We start from the raw sequence: 18,132 nt of genomic DNA on the forward strand, positions 1-18,132 counted from the left end.
CTCAGTTCTCGAAGACGTCGCACGAGGTGAGGATCTCGTTGCCCTCGGGCGTGATCAACACCGTCGCCGAGAAGCCCTGGCCCGCCACCCCGGCCGCGCGCAGCGTCGGCACCACGTGCACGACCATGCCGGGCTCGAACGGACGGTGCTCGGTCTCCTTCAGTGACAGGATGTGCCCTTCGCCCCAGTCGGGGGCGAAGCCGATACCGACGGAATAGCCGCTGCGCTTGCGGTAGGTGTGCGAGAGACCGTGCTCGGCGACGACGGCCTTGCATCGCGCGTGCGCCTCGGCGGGTGTGCGGCCCGGACGCACCACCGCGAGCGTGGCGTCGCGCGCCGCGAGGCACGCCTCCGCCATTCGGGCTGACTCGCCGCTCAGCGCCCCGGTGCGCACCGTGTGCATGAGCGGGGCGTTGTATCGCCCCTTCGTCGCCGACATCTCCAGCAGCACACCCTCGCCCGCCTCGATACGACGGTCGCCCCACCAGGCGTGGATGTTGCCGGCGCGCGGGCCCGAGGCGACGAAGGGCTCCATGGCCACGTACTCCGAGCCGGCCCGGATCATCGCGGCGAAGCCGGCAGCCGCCACTTCGCGCTCGGGGACGCCGACGGCGACGGTCAGCGCGGCCGCGCGCACGCCGGCATCCGTGATCGCCGCTGCCGCCCGGATCACCTCGATCTCGGCGGGCGACTTGATGAGGCGCAGGGACGCGACCTCGTCGTCGATCGCGACGACCTGGGCAGGCACGAAGGCCTCTGTCAGAGCGCGGTACGCCACCGGAGGCAGGAACCAGGAGCGCTCCTCGAGGCCGACTCGACGCGGTGCCGGGGCGACGTCGCGAACGACCTCGATCGTGCGGGCGATCGGGTCGTCGACGTCGGCATATCCGCGGATGTCACTGAGGTAGGTCGTCTGCTCCGCGTTGACCGTCTCGGTCTCGCGCAGCAGGATGGTGGGCTGTCCGTCACGCGGCACGAGAAGGCACTGGTAGGTGTAGTAGCCCGGCGTCTCGTGGCCCACCAGGTAGCAGATGTTCTCCGGGGCGGTCACGACCGCGACGTCGAGGTCGAGCTCGACGAGGATGCGCTGGAACCGCTGCAGGCGGTCGGCGTATTCGGTGGCGGGGAAGGTCGGCATCGGTGATCTCCGATCGGGTCAGAGGTGCGCCCGGTACGCGGGCAGCAGGTGGTCGAGGTAGGGGAGGGCGGAGCGCGTCGCGCGCACGTCGGCGGGGGACACGTCGACCCACGCGAGCGCGCCGGTCTCGCCGAGGTCGGCCCGCACCCGGCCGCGCGGATCGACGATGCGCGAGTGGCCGTAGAAGCGGCCGTCGCCGTCGGAGCCCGCGGCGTCGCTGACGACGACGAAGCAGCCCGATTCGAGGGCCCGCGCCGGGTGGTAGATGTCGTAGCGATCGGCCTCCTCTCCGATGAGGAAGGCGGAGGAGAAGACGATGAGATCGACGCCCGCGTGGGCGTAGGCCCGGGAGAACTCGGGGAACCCGGCGTCGTAGCAGACGCCGAGACCCACTCGCAGGCCCGCCACCTCGATCACGGACAGGTCGTGGCCGGCGGCGAACGGGCCGCGCTCGCTCTCCCAGAGGTGGAGCTTCGCGTAGGCGACTTCCGGGGCGTCGCCCGCCCGGAATCGCAACACGGCGTTCCGGCGCCCGCCGGGCCCGTCGACAGCGGCGCCGACGAGCACTTCGGTGGGGGAGCCGTCGTCGACGAGGGGCGCGAGCCGCGGGTCATCGAGTGTCAGCGTGCGATCCCCGTCGATCCCTGCGACGCGGTAGCCGGACAGGAACAGCTCCGACAACACCAGGAGGTCGGCGCCCTCGGCACTCGCGGCGGCCCTCAGGTCGCGCGCGGTGGCGACGTTGGCATCGACGTCGGCCGAGAAGGGGGCCTGGCCCACGGCGATGCGGGCCATCAGGGCAGCTCCCGCAACGCGCGCTCGACCATAGCGCGGTATGCGCGACGGGCCCGTTCGAGCTGGTCGATTGGCACGTACTCGTCGGCGGCGTGCATGACGCCGAGCTCGCCCGGTCCGAGCACCACGGTGGGGATGCCGGCTCCGCGGAACGTGGTCATGTCGCAGTTGACGACGAGACCGCCGATATCGTCCGCTTCGCCGATCGCGCTCAGTCCCAATCGACACGCGAGCACGAAGGGGTCGTCGGCCGGGGTCTCCGAGGGACCGCCGGTCGAGGGGGCGAGCGCGGCGATCCGAGCGGTGAGGGGGGCGTTGTCTCGCGAGAAGTCATCGAGGATCCGCTCGAACTCGGCGCGCACCTGTTCGGCGGTCTCGCCGGGAACCATGCGGCGATCGACCGTGATCAGGCAGCGCTCGGGCACGGCGTTGGGGGCCTGGCCCCCCTCGATGAGCACCGGCGTGAGGGTCGGCGCTCCGGTCAGAGGATGGAGGCGGTCCCCGAGCATGTCGGCGTGCCGAGCCAGTCGATCGAGCAGGTCGGCCGCGCCGGAGATGGCATTCACGCCGTTGTGGGGGGCGGCCGCGTGCGCTCCGCGCCCGATGACCTCGATCACGGGTCGCAGCGATCCTTTGTGTGCGGCCAGAAGCTGCACCCCGGTGGGCTCCCCGACGATGCAGGCGTCGACCTCGAGGTTCTCCACCAGGGCGCGTGCTCCGGTGCTGCCCACCTCCTCGTCGCCGACCGCGGTGAAGACGACGGTGCCGCGAGTGACCTCACCGGCCGCGACGATATCGACGACGGCCCCGGCCATCGCGGCGAGACTGCCCTTGGCATCCGCCGATCCCCGCCCATAGACGCGGCCCTCGCGCACCTCGGGAGCGAACGCGTTGGCCGACCAGCCCGCGCCCGCGGGCACGACGTCGAGGTGCGAGTTGAGCATCACGCGCGGCCCCGGACCGAACCGCAGCTCGGCCACGAGGTTGACGTGCCCCTCGGCGTACGGGATCACCTCGACCTCGGCGCCGGCGTCGGCGAGCACCTCCGCCAGGACGCCGGCGACGGCCGCCTCGTCCCCGCCGGGGTTGGTGGAGTCCAGGGCGACCAGGCGCTGCAGGAGGGAGACGGTGTCGAGGGGGGTCATCGTGCGGAGGTCCAATCGAGGGGGGTCAGCAGGTCGACGCCGAGCCCGGGTCCGGAGGGGAGGGGGACGCCGGGGCCCCGGCGTTCGAGCACGCCCGCGATATCGCGGGAGACGTCGGCGAAGCCCCAGACCTCGGCCGTGGTGAACCCGAGGGCGACAGCGCAGTGGAGGGTCGCGGCGCAACCGAGGCGCCCCTGGTCGAACTGGCCGACCGCGACGTCGAGGCCGACGTCCTCGGCGGCGGCCACGGCGGCATCCAGAGCGGCGAAGGAGCCGCTCTTCTCCAGCTTGAGATGCACGCCGTCGACGACGCCCCCCAGCAGACGCAGATCCTCGACGTCGTGCGTTGCTTCATCGGCACGGACACGCACCGCGCCGTCGGCCCGTACCGCGGAGAGGCCCTCGAGGTCGGGGGTGGGCTGCTCGACCCACACGACGCCGAGGGATGCCAGCGCTCGGCTCGCGTCGATCGCGTGCTCGGCATCCCACGCGCCGTTCGCGTCGACCGAGATGTCCACCGCCTCGCCGGCCACGGATCGAGCCGCGCGGACGCGGGCGACGTCGAGGGCCACATCGGGGCCACCCACGCGGATCTTCAGGCGACCCAGTCCGTCGGAGGTGAGGGCGGACGCGCGGGCCTCGGCATCCGCCACCGTTCCGAAGGGAATCTGACCGTGCGTATCAATCGAGCCGCGGACCGGGCCGGAGAGGAAGACGGCGAGGGGGAGCCCGGCAGCGCGGGCGCGAGCGTCCCACGCGGCGAGGTCGAGGGCGAGGGCCGCGAGCCGGGAGCGGCGGGAGAGGCTCGCGTGTCGTTCGCCGACCGTGCCGGTCGCGCGAGCGAGGGAGAGAGCCGAGACGACATCGGCGGTATTCTCGCCCGTGCCGTACGCGGCGTTCCCGCGTACCTCGGCGATGCCCGTGACGCCCTCGATCTCGATGCGGCACACGACCGCATCGAGTGCCGCCGTCCGGGCGCGCGCGTGGTGCAGCTCGTGGGCGAGGGGGAGGCCCGCCGTCGCCCACGACAGCCGATCCACGCGCGCCGTCGTGTGCGCGTCGTGGAGGCCGGGGGCCAAGACGGAGGTCACTCCTCCTCCGCGATCTGCTCGAGGAAGCGCTGCGCCCGCTCGGTCTTCGGCGAGCGGAAGAACACGTCGGCGGGGCTGTCTTCGATGAGACGGCCCTGGTCGAGGAAGAGCACCCGGTCGGCCATCTGGCGGGCGAAGGCGATCTCGTGGGTCACGATGGCGACCGTCATCCCCGAGGCGATCACGCGGCGCATGACCTCGAGCACCTCCCGGGTGTACTCGGGGTCGAGCGAGCTCGTCGGCTCGTCGAAGAGCATGAGCGACGGATTCATCGCGAGGGCGCGGGCGATCGCGACGCGTTGCTGCTGGCCGCCCGAGAGTTCCTCGGGGTAGTGATCGACGCGATCCGCCAGGCCGACCGAGGCGAGGGTGTCCCGCGCCAGCCGCTCGGCCGCGGCGGGGCGCTGCCGTCGCACGCGCACCGGAGCGATGGCGACGTTGTCGAGAGCCGTGAGATGCGGGAAGAGGTTGAACTGTTGGAACACCATGCCGATCTCGCCGCGCAGACGCCGGCGCATGCCCGTGCGGTCGATGTAGGGCGTGCCCTGGAAGTCGACCGTCCCGGTGGCGAGGTCTTCGAGACCGGCGAGACACCGCAGCAGGGTCGACTTGCCCGCGCCCGAGGGGCCGAGGATGACGACGCACTCGCCCTCCTCGATGCGGCAGGAGACGTCCTCGAGGACGGAGCTGCCGTGGTAGGTGCGGGTGATCGAGTGGGCTTGAATGATCGATGCCATGTCAGCGGCCTCCTTCGGCGGCGAGGACGAGTGCGGCGCGCTTGCGGCGGCGGGCGGACTTGCGACCGGTGTCCATCCGGCGTTCGATTACGCCGAGGACGCCGCTGAAGATCGTGGTGAGCAGCAGGTAGAGCACGGCCGCAGCGATGAGCGTTCCGACGTAGTCGAAGGTGCCGGCGGCCGCGCGCTGGGCGACCAGCATGAGGTCTTGCACCGCGACGACGGAAGCCAGAGCCGAGGTCTTCAACATGCCGATGAGCTGATTGCCCGTCGGTGGGAGCACCAGACGGGCCACCTGCGGCAGCACGATGAACACCAGCGTCTGCGAGCGCGTGAAGCCCAGCATTTGGGCTGCGGGACGTTGGCCGTTCGGCACCCCGAGGAGGCCGCCGCGGATGATCTCGGCCATGTAGGCCGCCTCGTTGAGGCTCAGCGCGATGATCGCACAGGTGAACGAGTCGAAGCGGAGTCCGACCAGCGGGAGCACGTTGAAGACGAAGATGAGCTGCAGCAGCACCGGCGTGCCGCGGAATAGCCAGATGTAGGCCCGGGCCAGCCACCGGGCCGGGGCGAAACGCACGGCGCCCAGGCCGGCGAGGACGAGCCCGCCGAGGATGCCGAGGACCATCGACAGGACCGTCAGCGCGACCGTGACGAGCGCCCCGTTGAGGAACGCGGGCGAGATCAGGAATTCGACGACGTTCATGCGTAGCTCCTCGGCATCCGACGACGGGTTACTTCGACGAGGTGAAGTAGTTGGACTCGGCGGGGAGGTTGAACCTGGCGATCAGGTTCTCGTAGTCGCCCGAGTCGACCAGCTCCTTCAGCGCGGCTTCAACGGCGGTCTTCATCTCGGTGTCGCCCTTGCGCACGGCGATCCCCACCTCGGTACCGAGGTCGAACGTGCCGGCGACTTCGAATGTGTCGGGCTGCTCGGTCTGCGTGTAGGCCGCGCCGGGAGTCGAGGTGTCGAACGCATCGGCCCGGCCCGAGGTCACGGCCAGCAGCGCGTCCTGGTTTGTGGGCAACGTCAGGATCGTCATGGGCGCCTTGCCGTCAGCCTCGAGCTGAGTGTTGAAGTCGGTCATGTAGGTCTCGCCGATGGCGCCGCGCGTGACGGCGACGGTCAGGCCCGAGAGGTCGTCGGGGATGTTCGAAATGCCCTTCGGATTGCCCTTCGGGACCATGACCGCCTCGCCGACGAGCATGTACGGCACGAAATCGACCTGCTCTTCGCGCTCGGGCTTGATGTACATCGCGGAGTTGATGATGTCGATGCGCTTGCCGTTGAGGGCGGGGATGAGGCCGTCGAAGTCCATGTCGCTGGGCGTGACGGACAGGCCCATCTCGGAGGCCAGAGCCTGAGCCATCTCGATGTCGAAGCCGGCCAGGTCGGAGCCGTCCTTGTACTCGAAGGGCGGGAAGGTGGCGGCGACGCCGAAGGTGAGGGTCCCGGACGACGCGAGGCCCGACGGCGCCGTGACGGACGCGTCTCCGGTGGGCGCCGAGGAGCTGGCGGAGGGCGAGGCGCAGGCGCTCAGGAGGAGTCCGGCGAGGGCGGCGACGCTGAGGATCTGAAGCGCGCGGCGCGGGTGTCGACGCATGATGTCCTTCGGGTTCGGGTGGAGCGGAGCGGTCGGATAAATGGAACTGCATTCTGTATACAGAATTCTTTTGACGAGAATGGTGCTCAGCGCCGACGTTTTACGCCGGCGAAACATCTCGTAACGCCCTCGGTTCAGGAGGCCGCCCCGACCACCCCGGGCCGACCCCTGCGGAACGACCTGGACCTTGCGGTCCGGACCATCGCGGGCAGGGCGTCGAGGCGCTCGACGGGGACTCACCCGCCGCGCGCTGCCGCGTCTCTTGTGCGGGGCTCGATTCACGACGACTTCACCCTTCGGTGCACGCCGCCGTCGCGAAGACGGCGCGCCTGCGTGATCGGGCGGGTCAGGCCTTCAAGCCGCCGGCCGTTCGCGACGGCACCGAGCGACGATCGTCGAGGTCGGCCGTGCTTCCGCCCCGTGCACCTGGTGTGCGCGGCATCCGCCGTCAGCGCGGGAGACCTGCTGATCGCGAGCACACCGGCGGGACCGGGCGGATCGCTCCGCCCTCGGCTGAGCCGGGCGTCAGGTCGGAGGAGCGCTCGCGATGTGCGCCTGCATCGGCAGGAGGTTCTGCAGCGGGGCCGTGTAGCCCTGCGCGGGCAGGTCGAACACGACGCCTACGACGCCCTGCTGCGCGAACCCGGCGAGCCACTCGACCGCCCCGGGGAGCGGAACGCTCAGCACGCGTGAGGCGGCCTCTTCGTCGAGTCCGTTCGCGAGGGCGCCGTCGTGCGCGCGCTGTCGCGTGGTGAAGGCGAAGACCATCGGCCCGTTCGCGAGCTGACCGATGAACGGCGACGGGGCGTCGTCGGGTCCGCGCGCGATGAACGACCAGTGCGGCAGCGCGTAGACGGCGCGCCAGAGGGCATCCATTGCCGCGAAGCTGGTGGGCTGGGCGCGCGCCGCATCGGAGAGGGCGTCGAGCGTGGCGACGGTCTCAGGAGTCGGGTCGATCAGGGACATCAGGAATCGCCTCGCGTCGTCAGCCCAGAATGAGCGAGATCACCGTCGCGCCCCCGCCGGTGAGGATGAGCGCACCGATCACGATCCAGGCGGTGATCTTCACGCGCTTCTGACGCTTGTCGCTGAAGACGGTCATGTCGTCGTCATCCGTCATCGCGCATCTCCTCTCGGCTGGGGTCCGTGCCGCGTGTCGGCGGCGTCGAGCGGGGCAGTCGATGCCGCGCGGGTGGGAATCCCGCGCGGCGATCGGCTCACGCCACCGGCTCCGCGACGGTGGGTCCGAAGACCGCAGGAAGGGTCTCGGTCGACAGGCGACGCAGTTCCGCGAGGGGGACGGTGAACACGTCCTGGATCTCGAGGGATGCCTCGGTGCCCGGCTCGATGTCGGTGACGCCGATGCGCAGCACCGGATAGCCGCGACCGTCGCACAGCCCACGGAACTTCACGTCCTCCTCGCGCGGCACGCTCACCAGCACGCGACCGGTCGACTCGCTGAACAGGGCGGCGGTGGCATCCAGTCCGTCGCGCTCCATGAGCTCGGTGAGCCAGACGCGTGCGCCGACGCCGAAGCGCATGACGCCCTCGGCGAGGGCCTGTGCGAGGCCGCCCGACGACAGGTCGTGAGCGCTCGAGACGAGCGACTGCGAACCCGCGGCCTGCAGCAGCTCGGCGAGCTTGCGCTCCTGCGCGAGGTCGACCTTCGGCGGGCGACCGCCGAGGTGGTCGTGGATGGTGCCGGCCCACTGCGAGCCGTCGAGCTCGTCGGCGGTGACGCCGAGCAGGTAGAGGTTCTCGCCGGCATCCTGCCAACCGCTCGGGATGCGGGCGGCGACGTCGTCGATGATGCCGAGCACGCCGACCACCGGGGTCGGGTGGATCGGCTGGTCGCCGGTCTGGTTGTAGAACGACACGTTGCCGCCCGTGACCGGGATGCCGAGCTCGAGGCAGCCGTCGCTCAGACCCTCGACGGCCTGGCTGAACTGCCACATGACCTCGGGGTTCTCGGGGCTGCCGAAGTTGAGGCAGTCGGTGACGGCGGTGGGCACGGCACCGGTGACGGCGACGTTGCGGTACGCCTCGGCGAGGGCGAGCTTCGCGCCGTTGTAGGGGTCGAGCTGGTTGTAGCGGCCGTTGCAGTCGGTCGCGATGGCGAAGCCGAGGCCGGTCTCCTCGTCGACGCGGATCATGCCGGCGTCGTCGGGGAAGCTCAGCGCGGTGTTGCCCAGCACGTAGTAGTCGTACTGGTTCGTGATCCACGAGGTGTCGGCGAGATTGGGGCTCGCCACCAGCGTGGTGAACTGCTCGCGGAGGGTGTCGGCATCCGTCGCGCGCGGGAGGGATGCGGCGGAGTCGGCCTGCAGCGCGTCGATCCACGTCGGGTAGGCGACGGGACGCTCGTAGACGGGGCCGTCGACCGCGACGGTGGAGGGGTCGACGTCGACGATGCGCTCGCCGTACCAGTCGATGACGAGGCGTCCGTCGCCGGTGACCTCGCCGAGCACGCTCGTCTCAACGTCCCACTTGCCGACGACGGCGAGGAACGCGTCGAGCTTCTCGGGCGCGACGATCGCCATCATGCGCTCCTGAGACTCCGACATGAGGATCTCTTCGGGCGTGAGCGACGGGTCGCGCAGCAGCACCTTCGACAGCTCGACCTTCATGCCGCTGTCGCCGTTGGCGGCGAGCTCGCTCGTGGCGCACGAGATGCCCGCGGCCCCGAGGTCCTGAATGGCCTCGACCAGATCGTCTTTGTAGAGCTCGAGGCAGCACTCGATGAGCACCTTCTCGGCGAACGGGTCGCCGACCTGGACCGCGGGGCGCTTCGTGGGTCCGCCGTCGGCGAAGGTGTCGGATGCCAGGATGCTCGCACCGCCGATGCCGTCGCCGCCCGTGCGGGCACCGAACAGCACGACCTTGTTGCCCACGCCCGTGGCGTTGGCGAGCTTGATGTCTTCGTGGCGCATGACGCCGACCGCGAGGGCGTTGACGAGCGGGTTGCCCTGGTAGACGGCGTCGAAGACCGTCTCGCCGCCGATGTTAGGCAGGCCCAGGCAGTTGCCGTAGAACGAGATGCCGCTGGTGACGCCGTGCACGACGCGCGGGGTGTCGGGGTGGTCGATGGCACCGAAGCGCAGCTGGTCCATGACCGCGACGGGACGGGCACCCATCGAGATGATGTCGCGGACGATGCCGCCGACGCCGGTCGCGGCGCCCTGGAAGGGCTCGATGTAGCTCGGGTGGTTGTGCGACTCGACCTTGAAGGTCACCGCCCAGCCCTCGCCGACGTCGACGACGCCGGCGTTCTGGCCCATGCCCACCATGAGGCGGGTCTTCATCTCGTCGCTGACCTTCTGGCCGAACTGACGGAGGTAGATCTTGCTCGACTTGTAGGAGCAGTGCTCGCTCCACATGACCGAGTACATCGCCAGCTCGCCGCTGGTGGGGCGGCGGCCCAGGATCTCGCGGATCTTCGCGTACTCGTCGCTCTTGAGACCCAGGGCGCCGTAGGGCTGGTCCTTCTCGGGCGTGGCGATCGCGTTCTCGACCGTGTCGGCGAGGGCGGTACGGGCGGCGGGGTTCGGGGTGGTCACGCGGCTGAGCTCCAAGAATCGCAGGGGCCGGACGGGAGCCAGTCTAGTTGGGCGGGCCGACATGCCCGGGCGGCGATCTCCGCTCGCCGGGTGGGGAGGGCGTGGGGAGGACGGCATCCGTTCCGCCGCCCTCCCCGCGCGGTGATCTGCAGACCCCCCACCCGCACCAAGCGGCGCGAACGGAGGTTGTGCAGAGGAGAGCGGAACCGACAGGCTGAGCCGCACCGGAGCGAAAGGCGCACGCCCATGGCCATCTTGAACTTCCATCTCGTCGTCTCGGGCGACCTCGCCGCCGCCGAGCAGTCCACTCGGACCGCGCTCGAGGCGGCCGGCTTCACCGTGACCGAGGGGCGCGACCACTGGAAGGCGACCCACGGCAGCGTCGCCAAGACCATGTTCCTCGGTCTGCGCGCGAACGACGCCGACGTGCGCGAGGTACTCGACGTGCGCTTCACCGACCTGGAGGGCACCGTCCGCGTCGACCTGCACCGCCCGATCTTCCAGCCGGCCGGCGGCAGCGACGACGGTCTGGAGCAGCGGAAGCTGCACACGGCGTATCAGGACGTCGTCTCCCGCGTGCAAGCCGACCTGCAGCGGCAAGGCGTGCTCGTCAGCGCCGACGTCTGACGCGGCCGCATGCGCGTCATCGTCGCCCCCGACAAGTTCAAGGGCACCCTGAGCGCTCGGGCGGCGGCGGATGCCATGGCCGAGGCCGTGCGCGCGTGGCGCCGCAGCGCGGAGGTGGTGGGCGTGCCCATCGCCGACGGCGGTGACGGCACGCTCGACGCTCTCGGCGGCGCGAACCGCGAGGACGTGGTGACCGGACCCCGGGGGGCGCCGGTGCGTGCGCCGTGGCGCCTCGACGGCGATCGGGCCGTCATCGAGTCGGCCGTGGCATCCGGGCTCGTGCTCGCCGGGGGAGCGAGCGGCAACGATCCGTGGGCCGCCACGAGCCGGGGCGTGGGCGAGCTCGTCGCCCTGGCCCTCGACGGCGGCGCGTCGCGCATCGTCGTCGGCATGGGCGGCTCGGCGATGACCGACGGCGGACGCGGGGCGCTCGAGGCTCTCGGTGATCGCGTCCCCTTCGCTCCCGGGCGGGTCGTCGTGCTGACCGACACGACCGTCGCGTTCGAGGACGCTGCGAGGGTCTTCGCGCCGCAGAAGGGGGCGGATGCCGCGATGGTGCGGCGCCTCACGCAGCGGCTCGAGACGGATGCCGCGGAGTGGGCGCTCCGCTTCGGGCGGGACGTGCGTCGCGTTCCCCGCACGGGTGCCGCGGGCGGGCTCTCGGGCGCGCTGTCGGCGGCGGGTGCGGAGCTGGTCGACGGGGCCGCCTCCATCTCCGACGCGCTGGGGCTGGACGCGCTGATCGCGGGCGCCGACCTCGTGCTCACCGGCGAGGGGGCCTTCGATGAGACCTCCCTGGCCGGGAAAGGCCCCGGGCACGTGCTCGCGCTCGCCGCGGCGCACGGGGTGCGCGCCCTCGTGGTCGCGGGGGTCGTCGACGCGGGGGCGGCGGACCTGCCCGCGATCTCGCTCGTCGAGACCGTGGGCGAGCGGCGGGCGCGTCAAGAACCCGCCGCCGCCGTCCGGATCGCGACCGCGACGGCGCTGGAGCGGTGGGGCGACGGCATCCCCTCCTGATCAGGGGCGGGAGGCTGTCTGCCTGTGCCTCGACGGCGCCGTACGGTGGGAGCGACGCCCGCGAGGATGCCGACGGAGGGCGCTGGCTGCGCGAACGCCACGGCTTCGACAGCCTGCCGCTCTACGTCCGCCCGGGCGCCGTCATCCCGTGGGGGGCGCGGGGGGACCGACCCGACTACGACTACCTCGACGGACTCGAGGTGCGCGTCTTCCCCGGCGGCAGCGGAACGCGCGAGATCATCGTCACGACCCCCGACGGGCGATCGTCCGTCTTCACCGTCGACCTCGAGGAGCCCTCCCGATGACCCTTCCCCCGACGGTCGGCTCGACCGACTACCGCGACAGCGGGCTCGTCTTCCCCGAGGGCTTCACGTTCGGCTCGGCCACGGCGTCCTACCAGGTGGAGGGGGCGGCGGCGCAGGACGGCCGGCTCCCCTCGATCTGGGACACCTTCAGCAAGACCCCGGGTCGCGTCTGGAACGGCGACACCGGCGACGTGGCCTGCGACCACTATCACCGCTGGGAAGCCGACCTCGACCTCATGGCGGAGCTGGGCCTCGGCGCCTACCGGTTCTCGATCGCGTGGCCGCGCATCGTCCCCGAGGGCACCGGCGCCGTCAACCAGGCGGGCGTCGACTTCTACTCGCGTCTCGTCGACGGCCTGCTCGAGCGGGGCATCCGGCCGGTGGCGACGCTGTACCACTGGGATCTGCCGCAGACCCTGGAGGATGCCGGCGGCTGGCCGATGCGCGCGACGGCCGACGCCTTCGAGCGCTACGCCGAGATCATGGGCGCGGCGCTGGGCGATCGCATCCACACCTGGACGACGCTGAACGAACCGTGGTGCTCGGCCTACCTCGGCTACGGGCAGGGCGGACACGCGCCGGGGCGCCACGAACCGGCCGCCGCGCTCGCCGCGGTGCACCACCTCAACCTCGCGCACGGCCGTGCGGTGCAGGCGCTGCGGGCCACCTCGACCGGCGACCCGGAGTACTCGGTGACGCTGAACTTCCACGTGCCGCGAGGCCGCGGCGAGCAGGCGGCGGAGGCGGTGCGACGCGTGGACGCCCTCGCCAACCGGGCCTTCACCGGCCCGATGCTGCGCGGGGCCTATCCCGACGACCTGCTGGCCGACACGGCATCCGTCACCGACTGGTCGTTCGTGCACGAGGGCGACCTGGATGCCATCCATCAGCCCCTCGACGTGCTGGGCGTGAACTACTACTCCACCGTCACCGCGCAGATCTGGGACGGGGTGTCGCCGAAGCAGAGCAACGACGGACACAAGGCCGCCGCCGGCGGCACGGCGTGGCCCGGGAGCGACGACGTGCTCGAGTTCCTGCCGCAGCCGGGCCCGTCGACCGCCATGGGCTGGAACATCGCGCCCGAGGGACTCGAGGAGCTTCTGCTGTCGCTGCGCGAGCAGTTCCCGCAGCAGCCGCTCATGGTGACCGAGAACGGCGCCGCGTTCGACGACGTCGTGGCCGACGACGGGTCCGTCCCCGACCCGGAACGGCTCGACTACCTGCGCCGTCACTTCACCGCCGCTCACCGCGCCCTCGAGCAGGGCGTCGATCTGCGCGGCTACTTCGTGTGGTCGCTGCTGGACAACTTCGAATGGGGCTACGGCTACGCGAAGCGCTTCGGCATCGTGCGCGTCGATTTCGACACCCTCGAGCGCACGGTGAAGGACAGCGGGCACTGGTACGCCGGGCTCGCGCGCACGGGGGTGCTGCCGGGCTGACGCCGGGGCGGATGCCGCGGCGTCGGGCGCGGTGGCCGTGCGCAACGGCGGAAGACGCGGTCAGCACGCCGCCGCGGGCAGGCACGCATCGGCGGGTCGGGCGATCGACCCGCCGATGTGCACGGGGACGGGACTTCAGCCCGGTCCCGGCGTGGCTCCGGCCGGAGCCGAGGCACGACGGCCCGGGCCCTGACCCGGCGTCACGCCGTCTTCGCGATCCTGACCCGGATGTCCTTCATCAGCGGCTGATCGCTCTGGCGGCTGTAGTCATCGGGGCCGAGCAGCACGTTCAGCTCCGGGAAGTAGCCGGCGGCGCTGCCGCGCGGGGTGTCGTACTCCAGGGCGCGGAACGCGGTCACACGGCGCACCGACCCGTCTCGCGAGGTCGCCACGATGTCGACGAGGTCGCCCTCGGCGAGACCGCGTTCCTTCATGTCGCGCCGGTTCATGAACACCAGCTCGCGGATGTTGCGCACGCCGCGGTAGCGGTCGTCGGCCGAGTAGATCGTCGTGTTCCACTGGTCGTGCGAGCGCATGGTCTGCAGCACCAGCACGTCGGCTTCCTCGGGGATGACGTTCGGCAGTTCGGCATCCGAGAACTCCGCCTTGCCGGAGGGCGTCTGGAAGTCGCGCTCGCGCGCGGGCTGGGGGATGCGGAATCCGTACTGCTGGCGCACCAGCTCGTTGAAGCCCTCGAAGCCGGGCAGCGCCTTCGCCATCGTGTCGCGGATGCGGTCGTAGTCGCCCACGTACCACTCCCACGGGGTCGCCGAGCCGGGCATGGTCGCCCGCGCGATGCGCGCGATGATCTCGGGTTCGCTGAGCAGGTGCGGGGACGCGGGCTTGCGGGAGCCGAGCGAGAGCATGACGGAGCTCATGGCATCCTCGGTCGAGATCGACTGCGGGCCCGCCTCCTGCATGTCGCGCTCGGTGCGGCCGAGGCACGGGAGGATGAGCGCCTCCTTGCCGTGGGTGAGGTGACTGCGGTTGAGCTTGGTGCTCACGTGCACGGTCAGCTCGCAGCGGCCCATGCCCTCGGCGGTCAGCTTGGTGTCGGGAGCGGCCCGCACGAAGTTGCCGCCCATGCCGAGGAACACTTTGAGGTCACCACGGTGCAGGGCCGCGACCGTGTGCACGGTGTCGAGGCCGGGCTCGCGCGGCGAGGTGATGCCGCACACCTCGTCGAGCTTCGCCAGCCATTCCTCGGTGGGCTTGTGGTTGATGCCGCAGGTGCGGTTGCCCTGCACATTGCTGTGGCCGCGCACGGGGGAGGGGCCGGTGCCCTTGCGGCCGACGTTGCCGCGGAGCAGCAGCAGGTTGACGATCTCGCGTACCGTGTCGACGCCGTGCTGGTGCTGGCTGACTCCGAGGCACCAGCTGATCACGCACGCCTTCGAGGCGAGATAGATGTCGGCGGCCGCGCGGATCTCGGCCTCGGTGAGTCCCGCCTGCTCGACGAGCTCCGACCACGGCGTCGCCTCGACGAGGGCGCGGTAGGCGTCGAGGCCGCTCGTGTACTGGTCGAGGAAGGCCTGGTCGAGCGCCGTGGGGTCGGTCTTCGAGGCCTCGAACACCACTTTCGCCATACCGCGGACGAGGGCCAGGTCGCCGCCCGGACGCACCTGCAGGTTCATCGTGCTCGTGGGAGTGCTGTTGAACGTCGCCATGTCGACGATCTCGTGCGGCACGATCGTGCGGGTGCCCGCGACCTCGCGCAGCGGGTTGACGTGCACGACCTGGGCGCCGCGGTCGATGGCCTCGGCGAGGCTCGTGAGCATGCGAGGGGCGTTCGAGGCGGCGTTGACGCCGAGCACGAAGAGGGCGTCGCACGCCTCCCAGTCCTCGAGGTCGGCCGTGCCCTTGCCGGTGGCGAGGGATGCCGTGAGCCCGCGGCCCGAGCCCTCGTGGCACATGTTCGAGCAGTCGGGGAGGTTGTTCGTCCCGAGCTCGCGCGCGAACAGCTGGTAGAGGAACGACGCCTCGTTGCTCAGGCGGCCGGAGGTGTAGAACGCCGCCTGATCGGGGGAGTCCAGGGCAGTGAGGTGCTGCGCGATCAGGCGGAACGCGTCGTTCCACGAGATCGGCACGTAGTGGTCGGTCGCGGCGTCGTACGCCATCGGCCCCACCAGCCGCCCGGCGTCCTCGAGTTCGAAGTCGCTCCACTGCGACAGCTCGCTCACGGAATGCTCGGCGAAGAACTCCTTGCCCACGCGCTTGTGGGTCATCTCCCACGTGACGTGCTTGATGCCGTTCTCGCAGATGTCGAGGGTGACGCCCTTGTCGTCGGGCCACGCGCATCCCGGGCAGTCGAAGCCGCTCTTCGGGTGGTTCATCGTGAACATCGCCTTGGTGCCCGCGAGGGGCTGACGCTGTTCGTAGAGCACCTTGCCCACGGTGAGAGCGGCGCCCCATCCGGCGGCAGGATGCTCGTAGGGGCCGGTGCTCGACCACTCGCCGTCGACCTGCGGCCCGAGGCCTCCCTGGCGCGGTTCCTCGGTCATCAGCCCGAACGACTCACCCATGTTCACCCTCCGTGGTTTCCGGCGCCGAACCGGTGGCATCCACACACCGCGCGCACGAACGTCAGCGTACGCCCGCGACCTCTTCCGCCACGGGGGTTGTGGATGGGACGACGATGCGATCCGCGCGGGTGTACAGGTTCATGCTCGACCCGCGGACGAAGGCGGCGAGCGTGAGGCCCGCGCGCTCGGCGAGTTCGACGGCGAGCGACGACGGCGCCGACACGGCCGAGAGCATCGGGATGCCGGCCATCACGGCCTTCTGCACGAGTTCGAAGCTCACGCGGCCCGACACCTGCAGCACCGTCTCACGCAGGGGAAGGCGGTCGTTCAGCAGAGCCCACCCGACGACCTTGTCGACGGCGTTGTGCCGACCCACGTCTTCGCGGGCGACGAGGAGCTCGCCCGTCGTGCCGTCGAAGAGCGCGGCCCCGTGGAGGCCGCCGGTCTTGTCGAACGTCTTCTGCTGCTCGCGCAGCCGGTCGGGGAAGGCCGCGACCTCGTGGGCCGACACCGACAGCGCGTCACGGGAGACGTCGTAGGTCGAGACCTTCTCGACCGCCTCGATCGACGCGGTGCCGCACACCCCGCACGAGCTCGTCGTGTAGAAGGAGCGGGCGATGTCGGGGGAGGGCAGGGCCACGCCCGGCGCGAGCGTGAGGTCGAGCACGTTGTAGGTGTTGCCGTCGGCGCCTCCCGTGCCCGGACCGCCGCAGTGGATCGCGCGGGCGAACTCGTCGCCGCGGCTGATCACGCCCTCCGACACGAGGAAGCCGGCGGCGAGCTCGACGTCGTGGCCGGGCGTGCGCATCGTCACGGCGAGCGGCGATCCGGCGACGCGGATCTCGAGCGGCTCCTCGACCGCGATGGCATCCGGTCGCTGTCGGTTCGCCCCCTCGAGGGTGATGCGCGTCACCCGGCGCGAGGTGGTGAGACGGCCCATGTCAGGACCGCACCGACGGGAGCTGGGGGGACATGGGTCGAGCGTACGCCCGGCCGACGCGGGACCGGCCCGGGAACCCCACGTTCCCGGGCCGGTGGTACGGCGTCCTCGATCAGGCCGTGACGGTGCGACGACCCAGCACGCGCACCACGGCGCCGGCGACGAGGGCTCCCGCGATCGGGGCGACGATGAAGACCCACAGCTGGCTCAGCGGCAGGGTTCCGCCGTAGGCGGCGGTGGCGATCGACCGTGCGGGGTTTACGCTCGTGTTGCTGATCGGGATGCTGATGAGGTGGATGAGCGTCAGCGTGAGGCCGATGCCGATCGGGGCGAACGCCTGATACTCGGCCTTGGCGGTGACCGAGAGGATCACCGCGAGGAAGATGCCGGTGAGCACGGCCTCGGTCACGAACACCGCCGCGAGGCCGTAGCCGCCCGGACTGCCCTCGCCGAAGCCGTTCGAGGCGAAGCCCGCCTCCTGCGCGGCGGCGAAGCCGTCGGGGCGCCCCGCGAGCACGAGAGCGATGACGCTGGAGGCCAGGATGCCGCCGATCAGCTGCGCCAGGATGTACCCGGGCACGTGGCGGGCGTCGGTGCGGCCCGCTGCGAGAAGGCCGAGGGTCACGGCGGGGTTGAAGTGGCCGCCGCTGATGTGGCCGACCGCCGCGATGCCCGCGACCAGGGTCAGGCCGAAGGCCAGGGCCACGCCGAGGAAGCCCACACCGGCCTGGTTGTCGTCGGCGCTGGGGAAGTTCGCCGCGAACAGCGCCGTGCCCACCCCGCCCAGCACCAGCAGGAAGGTGCCGAACAGCTCCGCGGCGTACCGCGCGGGCGACGACCAGCTGCCCGCCTTCTGCCGCTGCTGCTCCGAGGTGGAGTCCGCGATGTCGACCGGCTCGTTGCGCTTCTTGTCCTTCTTGCCCATGATGCTCCGTTCTGTCTGTTCCCACGGGTGTGTCGGGGGGGATGACGTTGCGAGCAGGGCGAGTGTCACACCCGAGTGCCTCGGATGCCGCCGCAACCTCCGAATCATGGCGACGCGAAACGAACAGAAGGTGCCGCTTGACCCTCCCGCCACGACAGCGATATACGCCGTAAGCGCATTCGCAGACATACACATCGCGAAAGGAATTTCAATCCCGGCGTGACGATTCCGAAAGCCGGTACGTCTTAGTGGTGTAGGCCGAAGCGCCCACCCCGAATCATCGGGTCACG

Annotated in this window: 17 protein-coding genes; 4 read left to right on the plus strand and 13 right to left on the minus strand. The window is 70.9% G+C overall.

Going from position 1 to position 18,132, the window contains the following annotated elements:
• Window position 1: 1 nt before the first annotated feature.
• The 10 genes from ACFZA2_RS07320 to purL all read right to left on the minus strand — a co-directional run bounded on the left by ACFZA2_RS07320 (window position 2) and on the right by purL (window position 10,130).
• Window positions 2-1,138: a M24 family metallopeptidase gene (locus ACFZA2_RS07320; RefSeq protein WP_391402611.1), complete on the minus strand. Its 1,137-nt coding sequence runs from the start codon at window positions 1,136-1,138 to the stop codon at window positions 2-4.
• Window positions 1,139-1,156: 18 nt separating this feature from the next.
• The gene (locus tag ACFZA2_RS07325; protein WP_391402614.1) at window positions 1,157-1,933 is read right to left on the minus strand and encodes a carbon-nitrogen hydrolase family protein; all 777 of its coding nucleotides are present in this window, start codon (window positions 1,931-1,933) and stop codon (window positions 1,157-1,159) included.
• Window positions 1,933-3,078, minus strand: a complete 1,146-nt coding sequence (locus ACFZA2_RS07330) for a M20 family metallopeptidase (RefSeq protein ID WP_391402617.1) — start codon at window positions 3,076-3,078, stop codon at window positions 1,933-1,935. The genes ACFZA2_RS07325 and ACFZA2_RS07330 overlap by 1 nt, the downstream gene beginning before the upstream one ends.
• Entirely contained in the window at window positions 3,075-4,169 is a 1,095-nt protein-coding gene (locus tag ACFZA2_RS07335; protein ID WP_391402619.1) for a mandelate racemase/muconate lactonizing enzyme family protein, read from the minus strand. Before ACFZA2_RS07335 ends, ACFZA2_RS07330 begins: the two co-directional genes overlap by 4 nt.
• Window positions 4,166-4,906 carry an amino acid ABC transporter ATP-binding protein gene (locus ACFZA2_RS07340; protein ID WP_391402622.1) on the minus strand — a complete coding sequence of 247 codons (741 nt, stop codon included), beginning with the start codon at window positions 4,904-4,906 and terminating at the stop codon, window positions 4,166-4,168. Before ACFZA2_RS07340 ends, ACFZA2_RS07335 begins: the two co-directional genes overlap by 4 nt.
• Window position 4,907: 1 nt before the next feature.
• The gene (locus ACFZA2_RS07345; RefSeq protein WP_391402625.1) at window positions 4,908-5,612 is read right to left on the minus strand and encodes an amino acid ABC transporter permease; all 705 of its coding nucleotides are present in this window, start codon (window positions 5,610-5,612) and stop codon (window positions 4,908-4,910) included.
• A gap of 28 nt (window positions 5,613-5,640) precedes the next feature.
• Window positions 5,641-6,510, minus strand: a complete 870-nt coding sequence (locus tag ACFZA2_RS07350; protein ID WP_391402628.1) for an ABC transporter substrate-binding protein — start codon at window positions 6,508-6,510, stop codon at window positions 5,641-5,643.
• A gap of 525 nt (window positions 6,511-7,035) precedes the next feature.
• Window positions 7,036-7,476 carry a hypothetical protein gene (locus ACFZA2_RS07355; RefSeq protein WP_391402631.1) on the minus strand — a complete coding sequence of 147 codons (441 nt, stop codon included), beginning with the start codon at window positions 7,474-7,476 and terminating at the stop codon, window positions 7,036-7,038.
• A gap of 19 nt (window positions 7,477-7,495) precedes the next feature.
• Entirely contained in the window at window positions 7,496-7,630 is a 135-nt protein-coding gene (locus ACFZA2_RS07360) for a hypothetical protein (protein ID WP_315994022.1), read from the minus strand.
• A gap of 97 nt (window positions 7,631-7,727) precedes the next feature.
• The gene (gene purL / locus ACFZA2_RS07365) at window positions 7,728-10,130 is read right to left on the minus strand and encodes a phosphoribosylformylglycinamidine synthase subunit PurL (RefSeq protein WP_391402634.1); all 2,403 of its coding nucleotides are present in this window, start codon (window positions 10,128-10,130) and stop codon (window positions 7,728-7,730) included.
• A 183-nt stretch (window positions 10,131-10,313) separates the two neighbouring features.
• On the opposite strand from purL, the gene ACFZA2_RS07370 reads away from it, so the two are divergent.
• Genes ACFZA2_RS07370 through ACFZA2_RS07385 form a run of 4 tightly spaced genes read left to right on the plus strand, consistent with a single transcriptional unit; the run spans window position 10,314 to window position 13,455 of the window.
• The gene (locus ACFZA2_RS07370) at window positions 10,314-10,694 is read left to right on the plus strand and encodes a hypothetical protein (protein WP_391402637.1); all 381 of its coding nucleotides are present in this window, start codon (window positions 10,314-10,316) and stop codon (window positions 10,692-10,694) included.
• A 9-nt stretch (window positions 10,695-10,703) separates the two neighbouring features.
• Complete coding sequence (locus ACFZA2_RS07375) at window positions 10,704-11,711, plus strand: glycerate kinase (RefSeq protein WP_391402640.1); 1,008 nt, start codon at window positions 10,704-10,706, stop codon at window positions 11,709-11,711.
• Window positions 11,687-12,016: a hypothetical protein gene (locus ACFZA2_RS07380; protein WP_391402643.1), complete on the plus strand. Its 330-nt coding sequence runs from the start codon at window positions 11,687-11,689 to the stop codon at window positions 12,014-12,016. Before ACFZA2_RS07375 ends, ACFZA2_RS07380 begins: the two co-directional genes overlap by 25 nt.
• Window positions 12,013-13,455, plus strand: a complete 1,443-nt coding sequence (locus tag ACFZA2_RS07385) for a GH1 family beta-glucosidase (protein WP_391402646.1) — start codon at window positions 12,013-12,015, stop codon at window positions 13,453-13,455. The genes ACFZA2_RS07380 and ACFZA2_RS07385 overlap by 4 nt, the downstream gene beginning before the upstream one ends.
• Window positions 13,456-13,655: 200 nt before the next feature.
• On the opposite strand, the gene ACFZA2_RS07390 is transcribed toward ACFZA2_RS07385, so the two are convergent.
• The 3 genes from ACFZA2_RS07390 to aqpZ all read right to left on the minus strand — a co-directional run bounded on the left by ACFZA2_RS07390 (window position 13,656) and on the right by aqpZ (window position 17,842).
• Complete coding sequence (locus tag ACFZA2_RS07390) at window positions 13,656-15,977, minus strand: FdhF/YdeP family oxidoreductase (protein ID WP_315994011.1); 2,322 nt, start codon at window positions 15,975-15,977, stop codon at window positions 13,656-13,658.
• Between the two features lie 61 nt (window positions 15,978-16,038).
• Window positions 16,039-16,917, minus strand: coding sequence for a formate dehydrogenase accessory sulfurtransferase FdhD (gene fdhD, locus ACFZA2_RS07395; protein WP_391402650.1), 879 nt, complete (start codon window positions 16,915-16,917; stop codon window positions 16,039-16,041).
• Window positions 16,918-17,029: 112 nt separating this feature from the next.
• Window positions 17,030-17,842 carry an aquaporin Z gene (gene aqpZ, locus ACFZA2_RS07400; RefSeq protein ID WP_391402653.1) on the minus strand — a complete coding sequence of 271 codons (813 nt, stop codon included), beginning with the start codon at window positions 17,840-17,842 and terminating at the stop codon, window positions 17,030-17,032.
• Between the last annotated feature and the right edge of the window lie 290 nt (window positions 17,843-18,132).

Source organism: Microbacterium sp. NPDC007973, assembly GCF_042958465.1.
Lineage (GTDB): Bacteria > Actinomycetota > Actinomycetes > Actinomycetales > Microbacteriaceae > Microbacterium > Microbacterium galbum.